Source organism: Paenibacillus contaminans (assembly GCF_003285015.1).
Taxonomy (GTDB): domain Bacteria; phylum Bacillota; class Bacilli; order Paenibacillales; family NBRC-103111; genus Paenibacillus_V; species Paenibacillus_V contaminans.
Map to the genome: position 1 here is coordinate 185722 of NZ_QMFB01000003.1, position 23393 is coordinate 209114.

At 55.0% G+C, this 23393-nt stretch carries 21 protein-coding genes; 9 read left to right on the forward strand and 12 right to left on the reverse strand.

Annotation, left to right across the window (positions count from 1 at the left end):
- Positions 1–57: 57 nt before the first annotated feature.
- The 4 genes from DQG23_RS07385 to DQG23_RS07400 form a co-directional block, all read right to left on the reverse strand.
- Entirely contained in the window at positions 58–1542 is a 1485-nt protein-coding gene (locus tag DQG23_RS07385) for a nicotinate phosphoribosyltransferase (protein ID WP_420330214.1), read from the reverse strand.
- Between the two features lie 34 nt (positions 1543–1576).
- Positions 1577–2116: a cysteine hydrolase family protein gene (locus tag DQG23_RS07390; RefSeq protein ID WP_113030180.1), complete on the reverse strand. Its 540-nt coding sequence runs from the start codon at positions 2114–2116 to the stop codon at positions 1577–1579.
- A gap of 131 nt (positions 2117–2247) precedes the next feature.
- Positions 2248–3021 (reverse strand): NUDIX domain-containing protein, encoded by a 774-nt coding sequence (locus tag DQG23_RS07395; protein ID WP_113030181.1) that lies wholly within the window; start codon positions 3019–3021, stop codon positions 2248–2250.
- A 90-nt stretch (positions 3022–3111) separates the two neighbouring features.
- Positions 3112–3654 carry a hypothetical protein gene (locus tag DQG23_RS07400; protein ID WP_113030182.1) on the reverse strand — a complete coding sequence of 181 codons (543 nt, stop codon included), beginning with the start codon at positions 3652–3654 and terminating at the stop codon, positions 3112–3114.
- 183 nt (positions 3655–3837) lie between these two features.
- On the opposite strand from DQG23_RS07400, the gene DQG23_RS42530 reads away from it, so the two are divergent.
- The 5 genes from DQG23_RS42530 to DQG23_RS07420 all read left to right on the forward strand — a co-directional run bounded on the left by DQG23_RS42530 (position 3838) and on the right by DQG23_RS07420 (position 7400).
- Complete coding sequence (locus DQG23_RS42530; protein ID WP_192894558.1) at positions 3838–4011, forward strand: hypothetical protein; 174 nt, start codon at positions 3838–3840, stop codon at positions 4009–4011.
- Between the two features lie 120 nt (positions 4012–4131).
- Positions 4132–4956 (forward strand): pyridoxine/pyridoxal/pyridoxamine kinase, encoded by an 825-nt coding sequence (gene pdxK, locus DQG23_RS07405; protein WP_113030183.1) that lies wholly within the window; start codon positions 4132–4134, stop codon positions 4954–4956.
- Between the two features lie 391 nt (positions 4957–5347).
- Entirely contained in the window at positions 5348–5602 is a 255-nt protein-coding gene (locus DQG23_RS42055) for a cupin domain-containing protein (protein WP_158560342.1), read from the forward strand.
- Positions 5593–5856, forward strand: coding sequence for a cupin domain-containing protein (locus tag DQG23_RS07415; RefSeq protein ID WP_158560343.1), 264 nt, complete (start codon positions 5593–5595; stop codon positions 5854–5856). Before DQG23_RS42055 ends, DQG23_RS07415 begins: the two co-directional genes overlap by 10 nt.
- A gap of 203 nt (positions 5857–6059) precedes the next feature.
- Positions 6060–7400 (forward strand): TrkH family potassium uptake protein, encoded by a 1341-nt coding sequence (locus DQG23_RS07420; RefSeq protein ID WP_113030186.1) that lies wholly within the window; start codon positions 6060–6062, stop codon positions 7398–7400.
- A gap of 162 nt (positions 7401–7562) precedes the next feature.
- Here DQG23_RS07420 and DQG23_RS07425 read toward each other — a convergent pair whose 3' ends face one another.
- The 3 genes from DQG23_RS07425 to DQG23_RS07435 form a co-directional block, all read right to left on the reverse strand.
- Positions 7563–8249 carry an alpha/beta hydrolase family protein gene (locus DQG23_RS07425; RefSeq protein ID WP_158560344.1) on the reverse strand — a complete coding sequence of 229 codons (687 nt, stop codon included), beginning with the start codon at positions 8247–8249 and terminating at the stop codon, positions 7563–7565.
- Positions 8250–8503: 254 nt separating this feature from the next.
- Positions 8504–9463, reverse strand: coding sequence for an ROK family protein (locus tag DQG23_RS07430; RefSeq protein WP_113030188.1), 960 nt, complete (start codon positions 9461–9463; stop codon positions 8504–8506).
- A gap of 100 nt (positions 9464–9563) precedes the next feature.
- A complete protein-coding gene (locus tag DQG23_RS07435) occupies positions 9564–10304 on the reverse strand; it encodes a DeoR/GlpR family DNA-binding transcription regulator (RefSeq protein WP_192894566.1) in 741 nt (246 codons plus the stop codon).
- 257 nt (positions 10305–10561) lie between these two features.
- Between DQG23_RS07435 and DQG23_RS07440 the strand changes: the two genes are divergently transcribed.
- Together DQG23_RS07440 and pfkB are read left to right on the forward strand one after the other, a co-directional pair.
- Positions 10562–11431 (forward strand): class II fructose-bisphosphate aldolase, encoded by an 870-nt coding sequence (locus DQG23_RS07440; RefSeq protein ID WP_113030190.1) that lies wholly within the window; start codon positions 10562–10564, stop codon positions 11429–11431.
- A 36-nt stretch (positions 11432–11467) separates the two neighbouring features.
- Complete coding sequence (pfkB, locus tag DQG23_RS07445; protein WP_113030191.1) at positions 11468–12400, forward strand: 1-phosphofructokinase; 933 nt, start codon at positions 11468–11470, stop codon at positions 12398–12400.
- A gap of 169 nt (positions 12401–12569) precedes the next feature.
- On the opposite strand, the gene DQG23_RS07450 is transcribed toward pfkB, so the two are convergent.
- The 4 genes from DQG23_RS07450 to DQG23_RS07465 form a co-directional block, all read right to left on the reverse strand.
- On the reverse strand, positions 12570–13301 hold the full coding sequence (locus DQG23_RS07450; protein WP_158560345.1) for a creatininase family protein: 732 nt from the start codon (positions 13299–13301) through the stop codon (positions 12570–12572).
- A 14-nt stretch (positions 13302–13315) separates the two neighbouring features.
- Positions 13316–15109: a polysaccharide deacetylase family protein gene (locus DQG23_RS07455; protein WP_113030193.1), complete on the reverse strand. Its 1794-nt coding sequence runs from the start codon at positions 15107–15109 to the stop codon at positions 13316–13318.
- A 112-nt stretch (positions 15110–15221) separates the two neighbouring features.
- Complete coding sequence (locus DQG23_RS07460) at positions 15222–16703, reverse strand: right-handed parallel beta-helix repeat-containing protein (RefSeq protein WP_113030194.1); 1482 nt, start codon at positions 16701–16703, stop codon at positions 15222–15224.
- A 334-nt stretch (positions 16704–17037) separates the two neighbouring features.
- On the reverse strand, positions 17038–18591 hold the full coding sequence (locus DQG23_RS07465) for a glycoside hydrolase family 31 protein (RefSeq protein ID WP_113030195.1): 1554 nt from the start codon (positions 18589–18591) through the stop codon (positions 17038–17040).
- Between the two features lie 162 nt (positions 18592–18753).
- Here DQG23_RS07465 and DQG23_RS07470 point away from each other — a divergent pair, with 162 nt between their 5' ends.
- Both DQG23_RS07470 and DQG23_RS07475 read left to right on the forward strand, forming a co-directional pair.
- Complete coding sequence (locus DQG23_RS07470) at positions 18754–19635, forward strand: helix-turn-helix domain-containing protein (protein ID WP_113030196.1); 882 nt, start codon at positions 18754–18756, stop codon at positions 19633–19635.
- Positions 19636–19747: 112 nt separating this feature from the next.
- Positions 19748–21706, forward strand: coding sequence for a glycoside hydrolase family protein (locus DQG23_RS07475; protein ID WP_113030197.1), 1959 nt, complete (start codon positions 19748–19750; stop codon positions 21704–21706).
- Positions 21707–21884: 178 nt separating this feature from the next.
- On the opposite strand, the gene DQG23_RS07480 is transcribed toward DQG23_RS07475, so the two are convergent.
- On the reverse strand, positions 21885–23381 hold the full coding sequence (locus tag DQG23_RS07480) for a hypothetical protein (protein WP_113030198.1): 1497 nt from the start codon (positions 23379–23381) through the stop codon (positions 21885–21887).
- Positions 23382–23393 lie beyond the last annotated feature (12 nt).

Here is a 23393-nt window from a genome sequence, read left to right on the forward strand (position 1 = left end):
GGATCGGCGGCTTTGTTTTTGTATAACGGGCCTTGCTGTGCGCTAAATGCTTGCAGCTTACTCGGTTTCGCTTGCCGTATGCGCATGAATCATGCTCATTTTCAGCTCCCATGCCGTTTCGCTTAGGTTCACGCGGTAGTGCTCGGGATTCAGCTTCCGCAAATATTGCGGCCAGAACAAGGCGAGCTGCCGTTTATGAAACAGGCGAATCTCTTCCAGCGCAGGCAGCTCCATCACCTGCTCGCCGTCCTTGAAAACCGCTTCGAGCAGCGGCAGCGCATCATACCCTTCGACATATTTCTGCAAGTACGAATGCACGGGGTGAAAAAGCTTCAGCCTCTCCCCAGTCGGCGCCTTCTCGCCTTCCGTAAGGCAAATGTAGTCCGCGATCGCCTTCCCCGTCTTGCGGTCGACAATCCGGTAAACGTCCTTGCGGCCGGGCGTCGTCACTTTTTCGGGGTTGCCGGAAATTTTGATCGTCGGCTCCATCCGCGGCGCCCCGTCCCCTTGCGGACCGTCGGCTTCGCGCGCTACGAGCTTGTATACGCCGCCGAGCGCCGGCTGGTCGGCTGCCGTTATAAGCTGGGTCCCGACGCCCCAGGTATCGATTTTTGCGCCCTGCGCCTTCAAGTTAAGGATCGTGTTTTCGTCCAAATCGTTCGAGGCGACGATCGCGACATCTTCCATCCCTTCGGCGTCAAGCATGATCCGCGCTTGCTGCGACAAGTAAGCCAGGTCGCCGCTGTCCAGCCGGATACCCTGCAGCCGCTTCCCTTGCTCGCGCAGCTTCTTGCCGATGCGGATCGCGTTCGGCACCCCGCTGCTCAGCGTGTCGTACGTGTCCACAAGCAGTGTGACTTGACCCGGAAGCGCTTTGGCGAAACGCTCGAAAGCCTCTTCTTCTTCGGCGAAGCTTTGCACCCATGCATGGGCGTGCGTACCCTTCGTCGGAATGCCGAACATTTTGCCTGCCAGCATATTGCTGGTGGCGTCGAAGCCTGCGACATAAGCCGCGCGAGCCCCCCACAGGGCGGCGTCCGCTTCCTGCGCCCGCCGCGTGCCGAATTCCAGCAGCCCGTCTTCGCCGGCGATCTGCTTAATCCGCGAAGCTTTGGTGGCGATAAGCGTCTGGTAATTCATAAAATTGAGAAGCGCCGTTTCGATCAGCTGCGTTTCGAAAACGCGTCCTTCCACGCGGAGAAGCGGTTCGTTCGGGAAGACGAGCGTCCCTTCCCTGACCGCAAAGAGGGAGCCTGTAAAGCGGAACCGCCGCAGCTCCTCCAAGAAACCCGGGTCATAATTTTCCTCCTGCTCGCCCAAGTAAGCTATATCGTCTTCTTCGAACCTCAGTGCTTGGATATAGTGCACGATACGCTCAAGCCCGGCGGAAACGGCATAACCGTTGCCGAACGGCAGCTTGCGGAAAAACGCCTCGAAAACCGTTTTTTTGTTGTGCGTACCGTTAACCCAATGCGCGTACATCATATTGATCTGATATTTATCGGTATGAAGAGCCATGCCGGTAGTCGTTTGCATCATCATTCGCCTCTTTCCTCAAGCTCCATATATGCGTAAGTTATGCCCGAACGACGCTCGCTCCAAGCGAATCGGCAAAATGTCCGAGCGCCCACTCATGTCCCGCCGGGTTGAAGCTGGCCACCGCATCCGCATGCACCGTAATCGCGAAGCCTTTATTATAGGCGTCAACCGCCGTGTGGAGCACGCATATGTCCGTGCAAACGCCGATTAGATGCACCTCCGAAATTCCCCTCGCCCGCAGTGCAAGCTCCAAGTCGGTCCCGCAAAATGCGCTGTATCGCGTTTTGTCCATCCAGCGGATGCGGTCCGCAAGTGCATTGTACGTCTCTTCAAGCTTTCCGTACAACGCCCTGCCTTCGGTTCCCCGAATGTTATGCGGCGGAAACAGCTTCGTCTCCGGGTGCAGCGTATCGTTCTCCTCGTGAAGATCGACGGCCATAACGACGTAATGTCCGGCTTCCGCAAACTCCCGGGTTAACGCCGCTACCCGTTCTTCTATCGTTATCGCCGGATCGCCTACCGGCAACCGTCCGTTTACAAAATCGACGGTATAATCGATGACAATTAGCGCCTTCATCATGAACACCTCCTTGTATGTTACAGATCTATTATTTGCGCGCAAGCCCTAAGCATTTGCACACGAAGGTTTCCAAGCATGCGGTATCGTGCTTGCTTTACATCGGCAGCCCCGCTTTTCGCCGTCTTAGGTTAACCGTAAATGGATAGCGGAGGCTCGTAGCCCGTAAACCGGTATAGCTGAGCGGGACGCTGCGAATATTCGATCGAAGTTTGCTTTTCGCCGTTCGCGTCCCTCGCCTCTTCCATGATCCCTTTGCGGCTTTGCGTCGAGGTGATTTTGCGAATGAAATTATGCTCCTCGAACCCCGGCACGACCGTACGGATAACCTGATGGAGCTCTCCCAGCGTAAATCGTTCGGGCAAAAATTGCTTTGCAATCGTCGAAGCAAGCATTTGCTCGCGAATTTTCGAGTAAGCATCCCGCATGATTTCGCGGTGGTCGAACGCCAGCTCCATGTTCTCCAGCGCATCGTCGATCGCGAACAGTCCGACTTCCTCCGCATCGTCCGCCGCTTGGCGGTGCGCCAGCAGCGCCTCATTTACAAGCGCGCAGTACGCATGCGAGATAATCCAGCCCCGGGGGTCGCGCCCCGGCGCGCTGTAGACGCCCAAGTATTCGAGATGGACGTCACGCACGCCCGTTTCTTCTTCCAGCTCCCGCCTTGCCGTTACTTCCATTGTTTCCGTTTCTTTGGAAAATCCTCCGGGCAGCGCCCACATTCCCTGAAACGGCCATGCCTTCCTCCGAATCAGCAGCACCTTCAACTCGCGTACCGGGAGCGATTTTTTGCCGGAGCGTTTCTCCTGCTTCGTAATCGTGAAAATCACGATATCCGCCGGCGCGCCGTCAGGCGTTCTGTATTTGGCTGAGGAATAACTCCGTTCATTGTCCGATTGACTCATGCGATCACCGCCATATGATAAATATCGTTTTGCCGCTTAAGTAATATTGTCATTTTGACATTATTATTTCATATTGTCAATAGGAAAGTATTAAGGCGATTCAACTATTTTCCTGTTATCCTTGTCGATTATTTCCTTCTTATACGACTGCTGCCGCTTATCGAACACGATGGCCCACGCATATTTCCCTTTCGCTTCTTCCTCTTCGAGATGAGCGCCAAGCGGAATTAGAGCCGCATCTTCTCCGTTGATAATGATTCGATCCGATTCATCAAGCGTAGCAAGACCGAAAATGATCCGGTTATTCGTATTGATCCCCCCTGTAAATGAATGCCGTTCGCCGACTTCCTTCAAGCTCATCCCGCTCCCAGTCGACAGACCTCGCACCATCCAGCCGAAAACGCCTTTTCCCAGCTCGACGCCGACAATCTCGTCTTTCCGGTTTACATAAAAATACACCGCTTCTTCCCCGAACGTATGTCCGCCGATCAAAGTCTTCATCTGGAACCCGTCAGTCTTCTTGTATCGGTCGATCGCCTCGGGAATATCCGGATACGATCTTCTGAAATCCTGGATCAGGAAAGCCGACCCGATGATAACCAACAAAACGGCTGCCGGAAGCAACCTTTTCATGCCGTGTCCCCCCTCGTTCATTTCTTAAGGTATTTCTGAATCGCCCCTTCTCACCTCGATTATATACGTACGGTTTCCATTAATGTTTCTGTCTGGAACATGTTTGAACGAAAGAATAGCAATGATGCCCATGGGAAATCTAATCAACAAGTAAAAATCGAATCGTAAAGGAGACAGCCATTCATGAGCAGCAAAAAGGTCATCACCGAGCAAACGGCTTTCGAAACCGCGGGAATCCCGACTCCGCCCGATCAGGAAAATATTGCGGCAACCGACATGATCAGCGAGGCAGTCGAGGAAATGATCGATCATCTCGAGCACTCGTTCGAGGGCAAGCCGGACAAGCATTCCTATTAACGAGGCAGCGCATAGTCCGATCGGCCGGCAGATTTTAAGAACGATTATGGCTTGCAACCTGGCACGCAATTTGTCAAAATGACGTTACAGAAGCAAATTGCCGCAAAGGGGAAGACCATGATGACCATACGCAAAGCATTAACGATCGCCGGCTCGGATACGAGCGGCGGCGCCGGCATACAAGCCGATTTAAAAACGTTCCAGGAAAGCGGCGTCTACGGCATGACCGTGCTGACGACTATTGTAGCGATGTCTCCCAAGGACTGGTCCCACAGCGTATTTCCCGTTTCGCTCGAAGCGTTCGACGCCCAGCTGGAAACGGTGTTCGACAGCATTGGGACCGACGCTTTGAAGACAGGGATGCTCGGCTCGACGGACATCATCGAGCGGACGGCCGATCGCATCGTACGGCATCAAGCGCGCAACGTCGTCGTCGATCCGGTTATGATTTGCAAGGGCACGGACGAGGTGCTCCATCCGGAAACCGCGGTAGCGCTCCGGGAGGTGCTTGTGCCGAAAGCGACGATCGTCACACCGAATTTGTTCGAAGCCTCCCAGCTAAGTAAACGTCCCGCGATAACGACTGTCGAGCAAATGAAGGAAGCCGCAGCGATCATTCACGAATCCGGCGTCAAATACGTGCTCATTAAAGGCGGCGGCAAGCTGCCGGGCGAACGCGCGGTCGACCTGCTGTACGACGGAAGCACATTCGAGCTTTATGAATCGGAAAAGCTGGTCACGACAAATACCCACGGAGCCGGCTGCACCTATTCCGCCGCCATCACCGCCGAGCTGGCCAAAGGCCGCGACGTCAAAGAAGCGGTTATGATCGCCAAATCGTTCATTACGAATGCGATCAAGCACAGCTTCCCGATCAACTCTTTTGTCGGCCCTACGCTCCATGCAGCCGAAAGGCTTTATGGCAGCGCGGCGGTCAGCAAGTAATTTCAGCGCCTCGCGCCCTTTCGCAGGAGCGAGCTGCAGAGCTGCATGCCGCCGATGGCGGCTGCCAAATCCCCTTGCGTTCGAACGGCTTGATTTGCCGTAGGCACGCAAGGGGATCTTTTTGCTGTGCAATCGTATAGTGCAGGCAGCCGCCTGCGGCAAACGGTTTCGTGCGTCGCGATCTTTGCCGCTCCCCTTACTACCGACACACCTTTTCTTTCGATATGCCATCCCGCGCTACACCGCATCTCCGGGTCCGCCGTAGTTTTTTTCCGGGCCGCCGGGCTGCCGTCACTTTTCTCGGCGAATGACCATACAATGCCTACATAACGATTCATAAGGAATTCTTATTAAATCAATAGGAATTTTTGATATCCTGTAGGAGGTACGCATGGAATATTTGAAAGAACTGCAGCGTCACTTTGCGGAGTTGAGCGCCCCTACTCCCGGACAGCTTCAGCAGGCGATACAGGCATGCCGTTTTACAGCCGATTTTGCCCGCACTTTCGCAACCGAACCTGAAGGCTTGCCTTACGGGAAAAACATTTTATGGACATCCGATACCGTTCAAGCCGTAGTGATCCATCTACCGGCTCATTCTGCCACCTATATTCACGATCATGGCGAATCCGTCGGATGCGCTTAGTGCTGGAAGGAACGGTCGTCAATACTGTGTACGGGAAAAACCCGGAGGGAGACACCATTGCAGTCTTCACGGAACATGTCCCGAATGGGAGCTTCTTTCGGGCGGATAAAAATCAAATCCATCGCATGAGCAATCCGAACGGCGAAAGAGCCGTCAGCTTCCATGTATATTCCCCGCCCCTGGAAGGCGCGCGCACATACGAAGAAGCCGTTGCGGCTTCCGGCAGCGGAGCCGTTCCCGTAATGGCGGATTGAAAGCTTGCGTTATGCGAAGCCGCCCTTTTGCTCGAGCGATCCGAACGCCCTAGAGCCTGTAGAACAGCTTCCTCACAGTTACACTGGCAATCTCTGCATACAGACGCTATAGTTATCTTAAACTAAATGCACAGCCGCGATTCGTATCCGGCCTATTCGAACAAACGATTCCATTTCGAACTCGATCAAGAGGTGAACCGATTTTGTCTTACCTGAAGCAATATGCCAAAATAACCCCGCCCCGCGTACTCGCAGGCGGCTTCGCACTTATCATCGCAATCGGCACCTTCCTGCTTTCCTTGCCGATCGCTTCAACAAACGGGCAGCGTCTCCCCTTTATCGACGCGTTATTTACGGCTACTTCGGCTACATGCGTAACCGGACTCGCCGTCTTGGACACCGGCGTACACCTCACCCGATTCGGCCAGATCGTCCTCTTGATTATGGTCCAAATGGGCGGCATCGGCTTCATGACGATGGCGACGTGGTTCGCGATCGCCTTGAAGAAACGCGTATCGCTCCAGGAAAGGCTGATTTTGAAGGAATCGCTCAATCAAATCAATATGGACGGCATCATCCGCCTTATCGTTCGCGTATTCATCTATTCCGTGACGATCGAAGGGACGGCGGCGCTTTACTTCATCATGCGTTGGTCCAAGGAAATGCCTTTAGGCAAAGCGGTTTATTTCGGCATCTTTCATTCCGTTTCCATTTTTAACAACGCGGGCTTCGAACTGTTCGGCGGATTCCGCAGCTTAACGCCGTTCGTCAACGATTTCGGCATTAACATCGTTTCCATCCTGCTGATCGTGCTGGGGGGCATCGGCTTTATCGTCATTTCCGATTTGCTCGAATATCCCAAAACGCGGAAGCTGTCCTTGCACAGCAAGGTCGTGCTTTCCGCCACAGGCATTTTGACTTTGGTTGCGGCGGTCGGCATCTTTATTTTCGAATTTACGAATCCTCGCACGCTGGGAGCGCTTAGCTGGGATTCGAAAATTCTCGCCTCCGTCTTCCAGTCCGTCACGCTTCGCTCCGCCGGCGTCAATACGGTGGATATCGCGGAGCTGCGGGGGGCGACGCAATTCCTCATGATCATCATGATGTTTATCGGCGCGGCTCCCGGCTCTACCGGAGGGGGGATCAAGCTTACGACATTTGCCATACTCGTCGCCGCTTTGGTCACGATGATACGCGGCAAAGAAGACGTGGTACTGTTCCGCTACCGGATGTCCGGCAGCGACGTGTACAAAGCGATTACGCTCGCGCTGATCGGGGTGTTCATGCTCGTTTCCACTACGATGCTGCTTTCGGTATTTCAGAACAACGATTTCATGATGATCATGTTTGAATCCGCATCGGCGTTCGGCACGGTCGGACTAAGCATGGGCCTTACCGGCGAGCTTACCTTCGCCAGCAAGCTGATCATCATCTTCATGATGTACGTAGGCCGTATCGGCCTCGTGACGCTTGCCTTCGCCCTGCAGCCGAAGCCTAAGAAAGAGCTGTACCGTCACCCGGAAGGCAAAATCATTATCGGCTAATTCAGCCGCCGATTCGGGCCGTCAAATCAACAAGCCCCGTTCAATGCCGGTACGGCAAAGAGCGAGGCTTGTTGTTTATTACGAAGTGCGATGACGACATCCTGGTTGAACAATCGATTTTAACTATGCGCGCTTGGCTGCATTATACGTAAGTTTGCCCGTTCATGTCCGGTGAATCCACGACCATATCACATCGGAAATGATTTGCATATTGGAGGAGCCCGTCTCGTTGATATACGGATCGCCGCTGCGGAAATAATCCGCATGCCCCCCGACGATCGAAACATGCGATACGGCGGAGGGCGCAAACAAGCGCGAATTGCGCCGCGGCAGCCCGAAGCGCCCCTTCTCCCAGCCCGCCCATGTCCCCAGCCGGCTGACAGGATCGCATACTTTGCCACTTCCGTCGACGGCATCGATGATCAGCACGGAATCGCGGGCTTCCTGCGGAATCGTACATTTGGGCGAACCGATCTTCACAACCTTTACCGGATCCGGATGGCCGTCCGCAGCCAATAAATGCGCAGCGTGAACGCCGGCCAGCCCGCCTGCGCTATGTCCGACAATCAGCAAATTCCCGCCCTCATACGTGGATCGGATGGCTTCATAGGCGCGCCTTCCGCCAATGGACGACTTTCTCCGGACGAAGCCGGCCATTAAATCGCCGCGCACCTCGCTAAGCTGGCTGATCATTTTTCGGCTCCAGTCGCCGTAAGGGTAAAAGATGTGCATGCGCACATCATTGCCGTTTTCCAAAAAACGCTTTTCCCACGAGATGCCGAATTCCTCCAAAAAATTCGGCGAAGACGCAACGCCCGCCATCAAATAGACTGACCATTTCTTTATCATCATCCCGCATCCATTCCTTGCAAGAGCTGTTTTCGTTATCTTTCCCTATACCGTATCAAAAGTATGAGCAATTGCAAGCTCGAACGACAGGATTATGTGCGTATTCCACCAAGGATAAACGGCTTCGCCCTCCTTTAAGGACAGGCGCGTTTCCCGTTGAAATAGAAGCACTTGGCAGGTGAAGTATATACATTCTTGTATTTGCAAAAAACCGGTTTCCCCATTAGGAAAACCGGCTTCGCTTCTCAAAATCGCTATACCCGGCTTCTCGCAAAAGCCGCGCTTCCGATCAGTCCGCCGTCATCGATCAACGTGCCTTGATGGATTGAAAGCTTATCCCAGTAACCGCTGTACACATTCGCCTGGATCGCTTCGCGCATCGGCTTGAACAGCCGCTCGCCCGCCAGCGCGGCGCCGCCGCCGATGACAAGCGCATTCGGGCTGAACAATGTAATTGCATAGGCAAGCGCTTTGCCGAGCACAGTGCCCGTATAGTTCATTATGTCGATCGCCAAACGATCGCCCTCGTCATACGCTTTGGAAACATGAGTCGCCGTCAGCCCGCTCAGATCGCCTTCCGGGAACCATGCTTGCATCACGCTTTCCTCGCCCTGCGTTATTCTTTCGCGAGCTTGCCGGGCAATACCGGTCGCCGATGCGATCGTCTCCAGGCACCCCTTCATCCCGCAGCCGCAAGGCGTCGATTCGCCATCGATATGGACATGGCCGAGCTCTCCCGCCATATAACCTCCGCCGTAGTACAGCTTGCCGTCGTTGACCATTCCCGAAGCGAGACCCGTACCAAGCGTAATGCCGTATACGTGATCGACGCCTTGAACGGAGCCTTTGATCGTTTCGCCGTAAACGTACATGCGCACGTCGTTATCGATAAATACGGGCACTTTTACATACTCGCCAAGCAGCTTGGCCACTTCAAGATCGCGCCAGCCGAGGTTTCCGGCAAAAAGACAAACGCCTCTATCCGAGTCGATAAAGCCAGGCGTACCCGCCCCGACCGCTATCAGCTTGCTCCGATCCTTGCCCGTCTCCGCAAAAAGCTGATCGATCATGCCGTTGATTTTGGCGAATACATGATCGCTGCCTTTAGCCGCTTCCGTAGGCTGCTTCACCTTGCCAAGCAAGTTATACTGCTCGTCCAGCAAGCCGCACACAATATTCGTACCGCCAATGTCGATTCCGATTACATAACTCATCCCATCGTTCCTCCCAATCATGGATAAATGAATACATCCTACAACAGGCTTCGTCACACGTGCAACGATTTACCTTCAAACGAAAATGGCCTACGCTTAACTATACGTTGGCGCTGTATACCTGAACGCCGCGCTCTGCGAGCTTGCGCAGGAAAGCCGGGTCCGCTCCGTCGTCGGTAATGCAGCCGTAAAGCGCATCCAGCGGTGCGATCGAGAACAGCGAAGCCCGATCCAGCTTTGTATGGTCGAAGACGGCGATCGTTTGCTGGCTATGGCTCAATAACGTGCGCGCCGTCTGCGCTTCCAGCTCGGAGTACGTCGTCGGTCCTTGCTCCAGCGTAAGCCCGTCGATGCCGAGAAACATTTTGCCGATGTTCAAATGCTCGATCGTCTTCTCGGCGAGCGGCCCGCATAACTCGTAGCTTTTGCCCCGCATGACGCCGCCGATGACGACGACCTGAAGCGCATCGTTGTCCGCGAGCTCCATCGCAATGTTGACGGCATTCGTCACGACCGTAATGCCTTCCCGCTTTTTCAGCTCGCGAGCGATCAGGAAAGTCGTCGTTCCGCCCGACAAGCCGATTATGTCGCCTTCCTCGATCAGCTCATCCGCTTTGCGCGCGATCGCTTCCTTCTGCACCCAAAGCTTCTGCTGCTTCTCCGTAAAAGAAACTTCCTTTACCGCGAGAAATCCTTCGAGAAGCGCGCCGCCGATCGTACGGATAACGCTTCCGTTCTTTTCTAATATGTCGAGATCGCGCCTGGCCGTCGCTTCCGAGCAATCGAATAACTCGATAATTTCCGTTATCGTTATGCGTCCGTTCTGCTTCAGCCGCAACATAATTCCCTGACGGCGCTGCTCTCCCTTGGAAGAAGCCGTTTCTTGCACCTAATCACCCACCTGACAATAACCGGATAATGTACAGTCGATCCAGCATTAAGATTTCGGCATCGCCATATTTTTTTCCTGCTTTATTCGACATTTGCTGTTTGACAGCTTTTGTTTTTCTCCCTTATAATCAACTTAATGAAAGTTTAAATCATTTTTTTGATCGTTTCAATCATTTTATCTTTCGATATTCTAAAGGAGGCACCATCATGGGTCATCTCGTTTCGTCCACTCCGCTACTGCAAGCCGCTCGCGCGAACGGTTATTGCATCGGCGCTTTTAACGTTCACACGCTGGAAATGCTTCAAGCCGTCGTCGAGGCCGCCGAAGAGCTCGAAGCTCCGCTTATTTTGCAAACGACCGTCGGTACGGTTAAACATCTCGGTCCCGATTATATCGTAGCCGCAGCGCAAACCGCTGCCAAGCGCGCAGGCATCCCGATCGCCCTGCATCTCGATCACTGCACCGATTTCAACTTAGTCGTACGCTGTATCCGCGAAGGCTATACGTCGGTTATGATCGACGCGTCCATGCATCCGTTCGACGAAAACGTCCGTCAAACGATCGAGGTCGTCAAAGTCGCCAAAGCGGCAGGCGTCAACATCGAAGCGGAGCTTGGCAAAGTCGGCGGCGTAGAAGACGACATCAGCGTGGCTGACGAGGACGCGAAGCTTGCGGATCCGGAGGAGTGCGTCAAATTCGTCGAGCTTACGGGCGTACCTACGCTTGCCCCGGCAATCGGCACGGCGCACGGCATTTATAAGGGCGAGCCGAAAATCGCCTTCGACCGTCTCGAACAAATTTACAAGCTCGTTGACGTTCCGCTCGTGCTGCACGGCGGCTCCGGCATTCCGGAAGAGCAAGTCAAACGCTGCGTCTCCCTCGGCATGGGCAAAATGAACGTCGCCACCGAGCTCCGCATCGCATTCTCCGATGCGATCAAAGCCGTATTCAACAACAATCCGGACGAGAACGATCCGCGTAAATATATGGTACCCGCTAAAGAAGCGGTCAAAGCGCTGGCCAAAGAAAAGATGATCATGACCGGCTGCGTAGGCAAAGCGAAAGACTTCCGCTAATCGCCTCACTCAGTCCATAATGCGAGGTGCGGAAGCATGATTACAACAGTAACCCTTAACGCCGCGATCGATAAAACGTATGCGGCTCCAGGTTTTGCTTTGAACAAAGTGTCCCGCGTTCAGCGAATGGACGCCGCGGCAGGCGGCAAGGGCATCAACGTCGCCCGCGTCGTGCGTTCCCTTGGCGAACCGGTAACGGCAACGGGCTATATCGCCGGCTATAACGGCCGCTATATTGCCGAACAAGTTTTGAAGGAAGGCATGGGGCAGGACTTCGTCGAAGCGGAAGGCGAATCGCGCCTGTGCCTGAATATAATCGACGCAGAGAACGGCACGCAGACGGAGCTTCTGGAAGCGGGTCCCGTCATTGACGAAGCCGCTCTTCAGGCGATGCGGGAAAAAATCCGCGCCCTTGCGTCAAGCTCCCGCTATGTCGTCATGTCGGGCAGCCTTCCGAAGGGATGTCCGACTGGCACCTACGCGGAATTGATCGCCATTGCCAAGGAAGCGGGTGCTGTCGTTGCGCTCGATACGAGCGGCGACGCCCTTCTTGAAGGCGTTAAAGCGAAGCCTTTTCTGATCAAGCCGAACGAAGATGAAATCGAGAAGCTGCTCGGCAAGCCGGCGCAGACGGAAGAAGAGCTGATCCGCTGCATCAAGGAAGTGATGGCGCAGGGCATCGGCTGCGTAATCGTCACGCTGGGCGCCAAAGGATCGCTGTTCGGCCATGAAGGCCGCATCTATCGCGTGCAAGCGCCGGTCATCGACTGCGTCAACGCGGTCGGCAGCGGCGACTCGTTCGTCGCCGGCACCGTCGTCGGCTTCGCGCGCGGCGGCTCCGCTGTGGACGCTGTCCGCCTCGGTACCGCATGCGGCACGGCCAATGCGCTGAATTTCAAAGCCGGCGAAGTAAAAATCGCCGACATCGACCGGCTGCTCGGCGAGGTTATCGTCGAAGAGATCGTTTAAGCCGGATACATCGGCTCCGGCCAAGGATAAACGGCTTCGCCGTCCTTTGGGACGCGCGCGTTTACCGTTGAAATATAAGCACTTGTTTTGTGAAACATATAAAGTCTTATATTTGAAGCAAAGAACCTATCACGTCCTTTAATGTGATAGGTTCTTTTTGCATGCTCATCTAGCCATTCGAACGTACGATCCGTTTCTGCTCCTCAAGTAATGCCAAATAGTCGAAAGCGCACTCGATCAGCAGCTCCATCAGCTTCTCGCCCTTCTCTTTCGTCGCCGCCTCCGGATAACCCCAATATCCGTCTCCCGTCAGCTCCGTCATGTCGAAATAATCTAGGAAGCTTTGACTCAATCCGGTTTTTCTATCCGTAGGGCGCACAGTGCCTACTCTCGATTCATCCAGGTAAAGCATGATCGACGTTTCCATCTCGCCGGCATGAACGTCGCCAGCAGGATTGTCGATCACCTCGCCGAGCCGCGCATTCGCCAAAGTCGCCAGATCCAGCAGCACGATTTCCATATCCGCATAATCGCGGTTCAACTGGCGGACGGTCGGCTTGACGATCCAATTGCCGCCATGAAAATTAACGAGCAAAACCCTGCTGTATCCGGATTCGTGGAGGGAAGCGACCGTATCGGTTAAAACGGCGGCAAGCGTCGCCGGTTTCAAATAGACGGTTCCCCGGCCGAGCCGATGCTCGATCGAAGAAGTGACCGCCAAAGGCGGCAGCAGGTATGCGTCTAAACGTTCGGCAATCCTTTGCGCCAGCTCGACCGCCACGATCGTATCCGTGCCGACCGGCAGATGGCTGCCGTGCTGCTCGATTGCCCCGATCGGCAGCACGACCGTCGTCGTTTCCTTTTGCCCAAAATCGCTTGCCGTATGAAATATCGTCAGCACGCCGTCCACTCCCCTTACCGTTCAGCGCTTCGAATGAGAATCGGATTCGTACCGGCCGCTACGTCAGCGACGAGCTCCCAGTACGAACGGCCGAACCGTTCGACAGCCTGCATGGAGACGATCGACACCGCTCCGTCCGGACTTTCCGCTATAGGAGAACCGCCCGAATCCATAGCAAGCAGCAGCGTCAACCCTTGCACGTCCTGCTCCGCCGAGACGTTCAAACGATAACCGCCGTCCGGCAGCCGGCAAAGCTCCGCTTGCACTTGCCTGCGTTGTCTAAACCATTCGACGAGCTCCTCCCCTGTCCACCACGCCAGCCCTTTCTTACGCCCGTATCGAACCAGCTCGACAAGCGCATCGCCGACTCCCTCTTTGGAAATTCCGGCGAGACCCGGATGGAACAAGAAATGTGCGACGCCGTATACGTCGCGTGCCCGGTCCGTGAGCGCCAAAGCCTCCTCGTACGTACAGCGGGCAGGTGTAGGAGGATCCCAGGAAAGCGTCGGCAAGCTCAGCACCTCGAACGGACGATTTCCCTCGGATGCCGTTTCGATCGGGACGTAAGGGTGGCAGGTGCCGGCCAGGAAGCCTTTGTTCCCCTGCTTCGTCCCTCCTTTGCTCTGCTCGAGCGAAATTCCGGCGCGCTCGCACCAGCGGTAAAACTGGACGTCCCCCTCCCAGCGTAAAAAATGATTTTTGTTGGACACGATCGGGCGGCAGGGGAATTGCTCATTAAGCCCCTTGAGCTGAAAGAGGAAATGCTCTTCGGACCAGTGGCTTTCCGGAATTTCCGTCCCGAGCGCATTATAGTGCAGCGCAATCTCGTGCCCGGCTTCCGCAATCCGCTTATTGATATCCGCATCGTATCCCGGCATAATGATGCACCAGGTCGATTTGACTTCCGCCTCGGAAAGCTTTTGCAGCGTGACGGACGCATATGCCGGATCGTTCCCGTCGGTATCATGCGAAATATGCCCGATCCCTTCGACCCCTCCGGGCCAAAACCAAACCTGCGCCAGCGGAGCGCCCGCCGATAATGCCAGCTTGTGAATGACGCGCTGCAGCACGAACCGCCACTCATCTACGATCGGATGCAAAAAGAACGGGACGCCCCCGGGCTCAAGCGCATCGCGGTCGCGCTGCCAATCAAGCACGCTCCCGTCGTCGGTTTTCCAAATCCCCTCGTTGATGGCCGCCGAGCCGTCGCCGGCAGGCAAACCGTCACGGACGACCGGTACCCCTTGCTGGATCATAAAAAACGTATGCATCAAATCGATTCCGATCATCGCGGCCAGCCCTTTGCCGATCCGACGCTCCGTAATGGCCGGGTACCCCGCAGCTTCCTGCGGAGCGGCGATGACGCCGAGGCTTGCCGACAAGCTGCCCCAAGTTGCGATCCCTTCTTCCCGTGTTGTGACGGCCTGCGCGTCAAAAAAGTGAAAAGAGCTCTGCAGCCCGGCCGCCGGGCAATCGCCGTCTTTTGACCACTGCACCCAGCCTTCACGAATCTTGCCCGCCGACGAAACGCCTAGCACTTTTTCCAACCCGTAAACGCCCCCGACGGCAAGCAGGGAGCTGCCGTTTCGGACATAGTTTTCGCATGCGGCAGGCCATTCCTTCAAGCCGCTCGCTCCTGCGACAATCGTCAAACCCGCGGGCTGCCGGTTTATCCAATCGCGATGCGTCCATTTTTGGCAGGAATGTCCCAGATAGGCCAGCATTTCGAATAAATAACCGGCTGTGTAATCTCTTCCTTCGCGGTTGAGGCGTTCGCCTTCCGTTTCATCCCAAATTACGTGAATCATCGCGCTCTCCCCTTTCGGCCCCTCAGCCGTCCGCTCGCTCACGCTTCAGGCAAGCCGTTCACTTTTGATTCGACTGTCGATCATGACTTGACTCTTGGGAAAACTTACCGGATTATTCCAGAACACCGTTTAAAAAATTGCCCAGCTTGAACGTTTTGGCCAGCAGCCGGCCTTCCCCGCATAACGCGGACGCCGCAGCGATTTGCGGATCTTCCATGTGATTTCCTATATATGTAAACGTCTGCAAGTTTTCATAACCTAGCATAATCATGCCGTCGCGCTTTTCGGTTTGATTCGCCGTAATCTGGTTCCCTTGCATATTCACCTCCTTGCAATGCGGCAGATGGAATGCATAATCGGTCACTTCGTCCGCGAACGCCTGATTGCCGCTTATATCCAGCTTGACATCGCGGCTTCCGGGCGCCAAAGGCGACAAGGACACCAGATGTGTAACGCGTCCCGCACGGATGATATTGTTTTTGATTTGAATCGTTCCTTTGCGGAAGTTCAAATAGCCGTGAATCGGATAAGCGCTACCTTCGCCGATGCCGAAATCGGTAATCTGGTTGCCTTCGATCAAATAGTTGTGGTACTCCTCCGGCACCAGCGACTCCGCGTAAGGACCGAAATCGATGCCCGTAATCCATGTATAGGGCTCGGGTATGCCGATCTTATCTCTACGCATGCCGGTGATCAAATTGCCGCGTATCGTAACGTTGCCTGTCCGCGGCCCTTCGGTATAAATCCCGTACAGCCGGTTGCCGTGACAAACATTTCCTTCAATAATGGCTTCGATGCCGGCATGCAGGTCGATTCCCTTGCGGTAATTGTAGCTGCACCGGTTGCCGATGATTTGGATATGCTTCGGCACGCCTCCCGACGATCCCGCACAGCCGTATCCCGTGCCGCCGTCGAGGACCGATCCGTTGTAGTCGAGATCGCAATCGGTAATGCTGATATACTCGACAAACCCGAACAAAACGCCGCCGACCCGATTGTGGTGCAAATAGCATTGATTCACTTTGAAGCGCGACGCGTAAGCCTCCCGCTCTCCTTCGACAAAAACGGCGTTGGCGTTAAATCCGGATATTTCCATATGGGTAATCAAAATATCGGAGCATTGTTTGAAATATAGGGCGCTTATTTTGCCTTTGTAGCTCTGGCCCACATTCCCAAAAAAAGTACCCGTATATTGCAGATTCAAATTTTTTACCGTCACGGCTTTAATCCCGCTGCGGAACGCGAACAAGCTAGCCGTTTCATGCGTGTCATCTTCGGTTTGCTCGTACGTATACACGATCCGGGACAGCGGCCCTTGCCCCGTAATCGTAATAAAATCCTGCACGACGGCAAGACTGCCCGAGACCTTATACGTGCCGACCGGAAAAAAAAGCGTACCGCCGACCGGCAAAACGTTCAATGCTCTGCGTATGGCGCCCGTATCGTCCGCCGTACCGTCCCCTATCGCTCCGAAATGCCGTACATCGATCGACGTCCCCGGCGATAGATCGCTTTGCGGCAATATGTTTCCGTTCCCCGCTTCACGGTGAAGCGCTTCCTTATTTGCGGCGTCCGCCATCCCGTTTTCCCTCATCCTGTTCCCTCCAATTTATTTGATCGTCCAATCGGGCACCTCTGAACCAACCCTCCGGTATGAAACAGGTACGAAACAGGTACAAAGTTGACCAGCCCGGCACCCTGCAGCAGCCATGCAGCTGCTTTTGTCCGATAATTCATATGGCAAATCAATCGTAGCACAGGATTACCGTCGTTTTCCATATGCAGCAAGCCGCAGAAACCCCGAAAACGATTATTGACGAATTAAAGACCCAGGAAAACGATTGCCCGCATCACATCCTCATCGAAACGAGCAGCAATCGCAAAAAAACCGCCCCGGCTCGGTAAGCCGGAACGGTTCGTTCCTATTCCTAATCAATCAGCTCGTAGCGGGGCAGCCGCGATAGAGGGGTTGCCGTTTCGAATACGCACGGCCCTTCCACGATATTGCCGTCATCCCCGCGCCATGTACCGGGCGGCAGGGCGATACTGCGGCTGGCCGCACCCTTCGTCAGTACGGGGGCTACCAGCGTGCGGCAGCCGAGCATAAACTGATCGCGCACATGTTCATAGCCTCCCTCCGGAAATACGTAAGCCATATGACGAATGATCGGTTCGCCGGTTTCGGCTGCATGACGAGCAAGCGCCATTATTTCTTCCCCGTATTCCGCATGCAAACGGGCCGCTTCCACGTTTAGCTCCAGATGCTCCTTATCGAGCACACGCCAAGGCGCCGCGGAAAATTGCATCATCGGAAACAATGCCGAGCATTGGGCGTAACGGACGAACAGTTCTTGATCGAGCTCGACATGCTTTCGGACCGTAAAATCTTCGTTTAACACATCGCCGACTTGACCGCCGCCGATCATGTCGGGACATGTAAAAGCGTAGCCCAAAAGGCCTTGCGCCAATCCGTTCGGAATAAGCGAAGCGAGCCCGTCGTTTCCCCAACTGTGGCTTTTGTCGCTTAAACGCTGCACGAGCGGCTTTCCCGCACTCTTCCAGCAAGCGCGGAACTCGTTGAACGGATAATCGAGGCCGACCTTCGCCCATGCCTCGCAATGCCCGTTCGGATGCCGCGGCTCGGCGCTCTTATCCGAGAGCCTGTAAAACTCCGGATCGCCGGCATCGAATTTGAAGCCGTCGATGCCGTACCGGTCCATTAACGTATGCAGTTGTCCGTTATACCATTCGACGGCGTCCGGATTCGTGCAATCCAGCACGGCACTAAAGCCGTTCCACCACTGGCGGATCGCGGTCTTACCCGTTTCGTCGCGCAGCAGGCAGCCCCTTTTCTCCAAATACCGGAAGCTTGCGCTGTCCGGGCTTACGAACGGGCATGTCCAGAGCATGACTTTAAAGCCGAGCTCGTGCAGTTTGTCGGTCATCGCCCGCGGATCGGGAAACCTCTCGGAATGAAAGGTCCAATTGCCGTAATCCTGCATCCAGTTGTCGTCGATCATAATAACCCCGGGCGGCATACCGTTCGCCAATACGCTTTCCGCGTAGGCGATCGTTTTGTCCTGCGTCGGTTCATAGGTCATTTCAATCCATGTATTGTACTGCGGAGCCGTAAAAAAAAGCGCCTCCGGACACCGTCCGTCCGCCGGGAAATACCGATTGGCGGCATGACGGAACGCTTCCGCCAAATTGCTCTTGCTTTCGTCAACATGAAGCTCGCCTTCAGCCTCTTGTATAATCAGCTTGCCCGGCGTTATCCGAAAACCGAACGTATCTTCCGACCAAACCGCCCTTCCCCTGCTCGACAGCAGCAGAGGCGACCCCTGATTTCCGAGCAAGCTCGCATGCATATCCCGCTCCGCTTCCATCCCGCCGCCAAAAGGCATCTTCACGCCGTCAGGCACGATACCGCCCCACCAATATTCCCCCGGGAGCAGCTCGAGCTCCAAGCTTTTCCGTTCCATCCAATCTCTCCTTCGCTAACGCAAGTGATTTCACAATACGATCAGCTTACGGTACAATCAACTCAACCGTCTAGCGGCGATATTGCTCAATAGTTAAACAATATTGCTCAACTAGAAGTGAAAGCCATTCCAAACCACAATCGAACGGGGGCTGGGAAAGCATTGGCTGTCCAACCGATTAATAATAATAAACCGCCCATGCTCGGCGACGATTATCCATTCAATTTTTTTCAGCCGGAATGCGACGGCAAAGTTTTGTTTCACCCGCATTGGCATGAAAGGCATATGGAGATCATTATGATGGCGGAAGGGCAGGCTGAATTTCATATCGGTGGACGATCGTACGATGCCGTGCCCGGCGATATTTATTTCATGCCCGAAGGTCAAATCCACGGCGGTTATTTAAAGAAAACAATACCTAGCTATTACACGATCTTGTTCGATCGCTCCGCGTTAGCGGGAACTAGCTCGAACATTCGATCATACGAACCGCTGCTTGGGGGAGAGCTTGCTCTTCCTGACCGTATACGTCCGGACGACCCTCATTACCATGCGCTGGCGGAAACGATCCGTACGACGATCGGCGAATTCATACACCAAAAGCAAGGCTATGAAATGGCTGTCCGCTCTTTATTGCACGTCCTCCTCATCCGTCTGGCACGCGCTTACGCTGCAGAAGACGGAATCCTCCGCGACAGCCAAGCGGATAGGCGTCATGCCGAGCAGCTCAAGCATGTCATGATGCACGTCGACAATCATTATATGGACAAAATTTCGGTACAGGAAGCGGCGAAGCTCGCCAACATGAGCGTTCATCATTTTTGCCGGACGTTCAAAAAAACGGCGGGCCGGACGTTTACCGAGTTTCTGAACTCGTACCGAATCAATAAAGCGGCGGAACTGATCGTCCAAACGGATTTGCAGATCACCCGCATCGCCGAGCAAGTCGGCTTCGGCACGATCAACTATTTTGACGAGATGTTCAAAAAGTTTACAGGCCAGTCTCCTACTCAATTTCGCAAAAATAAAGGCAAACGACAATGATCCGACAAGAAAAAGTCATCCTTGTTACCTGCCCGCATCCGCATGACTTCGATACAATGGATGTTGAGCGAAATCAGCTTGCCTATAATCGTCCAAGCGGAGGTATTTCAAATTGGCTTTTCATAAATCGGATTCTGCCGTATTGACCAAAGAATGGCTGTGCGAGATCGAAGCCGCGCCCGCCGATATTTCGATCGCCGTCGAAGGGACTCGGCTGCGGATCGATGCGGTCGATGTGCTGCCTGAAAACGGCGGCAGCCGCATCGTTCTGCTCACGGCCTCTTATCCGGGCTCCACTTACGATGCTGCGGCCGCCGCAGCTGCCGCAGTAATCGTGGACCGCTGCAGCCAAGTACTCGCCGCCGTCCGTCCTGCGGAAAGCATCGCCGTCCCCGCAGGCGGCTATGCGCTGCTGGCCTTCGGCTGCACGGACGAAGAAGCCGCGCGTTTCGCCGCGCGTTTCGCCGCGCGTTTCAAACAGGGCGACGCCGTCAAGCTGCGCCTGAACGGCGATATCGCCGCCGCGCGGGAGCTGGCGGCGGCATGCGGCGTACAGCCGGCGCTGCTGCTGGACAGCGGGATGCTCGAAACCGCCTTGGAGCCGTCGTTCTCGCTGCGGGGACGGGTCGTCCGCCGCAGCCAGGAACGGGCGTACAGCTTGAGCGTAAACGGCTCCGCCGTACCGGTCGGGTCTGACGGCTCGTTCGTCTGCGACGTTCCGCTGCGAGCAGGCGGCAACTCCGTCGAGGCGGCGCTTATGGAGAACGGCGCTGTCCGCGATGCCGCCGTGTCGTTCGTCTTTTACAAGCAACCGGCGAATAGCGCCGCTTCGGCATCCGCGGCTGAGGCGAGCGGCCGCGAGGTTTTTCTATGGGTGGAGCAAGGGCATAATATGCTCTCTTTTCAAAGCGGACAGGCGGTCCAAACTATGCTGGAGAAAGCGAAGTCGGCAGGCATTACGTCGATCGTATTCGACGTGAAAGGCGTGGAGGGTTTCGCCGCTTACCGGAAAAACGGGCTGACAGGCAGACCGTATGTGAGCGAAATGACGTCGCCCGACCGTCAAGGCGCCAATCCCGAACAGGATCTTCTCGAGTTGTTCGTGCGGCATGGGCATACTTCGGGCTTGCGGGTTTACGCAGCGCTTAACGTATTCGCCGAAGGCTCGTTTTACCGCAATCAATTTGCGCTTCCGGAGAGCAGACTTCAAGCATGGGAGCAACGCGTATACCGACCGGAAGACGGCGGCGGGCTCCTGCTGCAGCGGAATGCCGCTTATGCCCGAAACGGCAGAGCGACCGTGCAATTCGTCAACCCGGCGAATGAAGAAGTACGCGATTTCGAGCTTCGCGGCATCCGCGAAATCATCGAAGGTTACGATGTCGACGGCATCGTGCTCGATCGCTGCCGGTACGATAACGAATTTTCAGACTTCGGCGGCGAAACGAAAGCGGCCTTCGAACGTTACTTGGCTGCGCGCGGCAAACGGCTGACATCGTGGCCGCATGATGTATTCGCCTATGACGGGAGAGGAACACGAATCGAAGGACCGCTTTTCGCCGAATGGTGGGCATTCCGCGCCCATGTGATCGAATCCTTCGTCGCGGAAACACGCAGGCTGATTGACCTTCACAACGAGCAGCGGAGCACAAATGTTCGCTTGGCCGCATACGTAGGTTCCTGGTACGAGCTGCATTACCGTTACGGCGTCAACTGGGCGAGCCCCAATACCGACTATGATGACCGGCTCGGCTTCCCTGAAGATTTCCTGTATACGGATGAATATGCGGCAGCCGGGTATACGGACAGCCTGGATTTTCTGATGATCGGCACGTATCAGAAAACCGTCCGCGACGTCGAACGGTATATAGCGTTAGCCAAGCTCATGACGAACGGCGAGCTGCCCGTTTATGCCGGCGTAGCGATCGCCGCGCTGCAAGACCCGGCGCTGCGCCGCCGCATCATGAACAGCTGCCGCACCAAATCCGACGGCCTCATGCTGTTCGACCATTGTCATATTCGCGATTGGAGCGCCGTTGCGGAAGATTTGACCGAGTCCGGCAACCCTTAAGCTTTATCGAGACGTCAAATAATCCCTCAACATCCCAATAAGAGACTTCCCGGAAGGCTAGAGCGGGACAGACAGACCGGTCCTGAAATAGAAACAAATACGCTTCCAAAACCACTCCATGTGGGATGGAAGCGTATTTATTTGTCATCGATTCAGTCCCCTCGCGGAAACGCGCTTCCTACAGCTGCGAGCTCTGCTCGCCTGCCTCCTCCCATAACGACCGCATCATGCGAACGGTATGCTCGACTAGCTGCTGTCCGCCTTCCGCTCCGACCGGATTGCTGGCGGGAACCGAGCCGTACCCGCCGGCCCTTACGGAACGCGGACTTGGAAGATAGGTGCCGCCGCCTGCAAGCTGAACAAGAAACGTTTGAACGGCTCTGCTTCGAACCTTGATCTGTATGCCGTAATCCAAATAACATTCGAACGGGTTTGTCGCGAATGCAATATCGCCCAGCCTCAAAACATGCAGCTCGGCCGGAATAACCGGGTTCCGCTTCATCTGTTCACAGCGTCTAACGACATGCTTGTGCCAGTTCATGCGTCGGTATGCGCTCGTAACCGGAACATACCAACGAGGGGTTTCGCGCAGCTCGGGCCGTTCCTCGAGCTTCCGTTTTTCCTTCTCATATTCCTCCCGGCATTGCTCCGCATCGCGTATAGCGGAACGGAGATCGTCCTCCGTCAGACGGTTTGCCTCCAAATATACGATTTCCGCATCGTGTCTCAACACCAGAGCCCAGTCGATTTCCTTAGCGATAAACGGCAATATTCTTTCCACCGCATCGGCAATCCGAATGCCTATTTCTTCCCGCGCGCTTTTTCCCCGAAGCTTCAGCATGCGCTCATTTGCTTCACGCTCATACATAAGATGAGACGTTAACTCGCCTGCGGCACTGCACTGCGGCAAAATGAACAGTTGCCCGCCGAACCGGCGGCGAAGCTCCGCCCGCGTCTCGCACCACCAATCCGCACTGATCGCAAATAAACTCTCAGTCTCCTGCGAAGGGCACGGCACATTTACAAGGAGTCCCGTTAAAGCTTCTGCAGAATCATAAACGGCTACAACATTTACGCTATGATCTTCATAACCTTCAAAATGGCGGAATCGATCGCTGATCTCGGCATTTAAGCCGTACATCGTCGCTTTATCGTCGTCGTTCACCCAGCGCCGATTTCTGCCTACCACGGCATAGTCCATACCGTATGCGATGCCGCCTTCTTTCCGGCTGTTCCATGCTTGAAGCACGGCTTCGCCGATCCGTTCGACCGCGAAGCTCACATACATGTCAACGCTCATGACATCCAGCTCTACTCCCAAGCCTAACCCGCTGCCCGTACTTTCCTCCCGCTCCATGTTCCCGGGGCCCGTGTGCGTGTGAGTTGCGTTTAAAATCACCTTCCGGGGATCCGGACCGTCCTTGGAATCGTTCAGTCGCTTCCGGACGGAATCCCGCAGCTTATCGGAAATATAGACAAGATCGCAGCTTACAAAAACAATATGCTCCCGTCCCGATTGCAGAACCAATGCGGTTACGGTCAACGGATCCATTACTTCTTCGGACATGCGGACATGGAATTGGCCTTCGACGGCTATAGGCAGTTCAGGCGTTATATCGGCCTGCGCCCAACCGAAACGCAGCCCGCGGTCGGTATGCGGCAAATGTGCGGTCATGTTTGGCTCCTC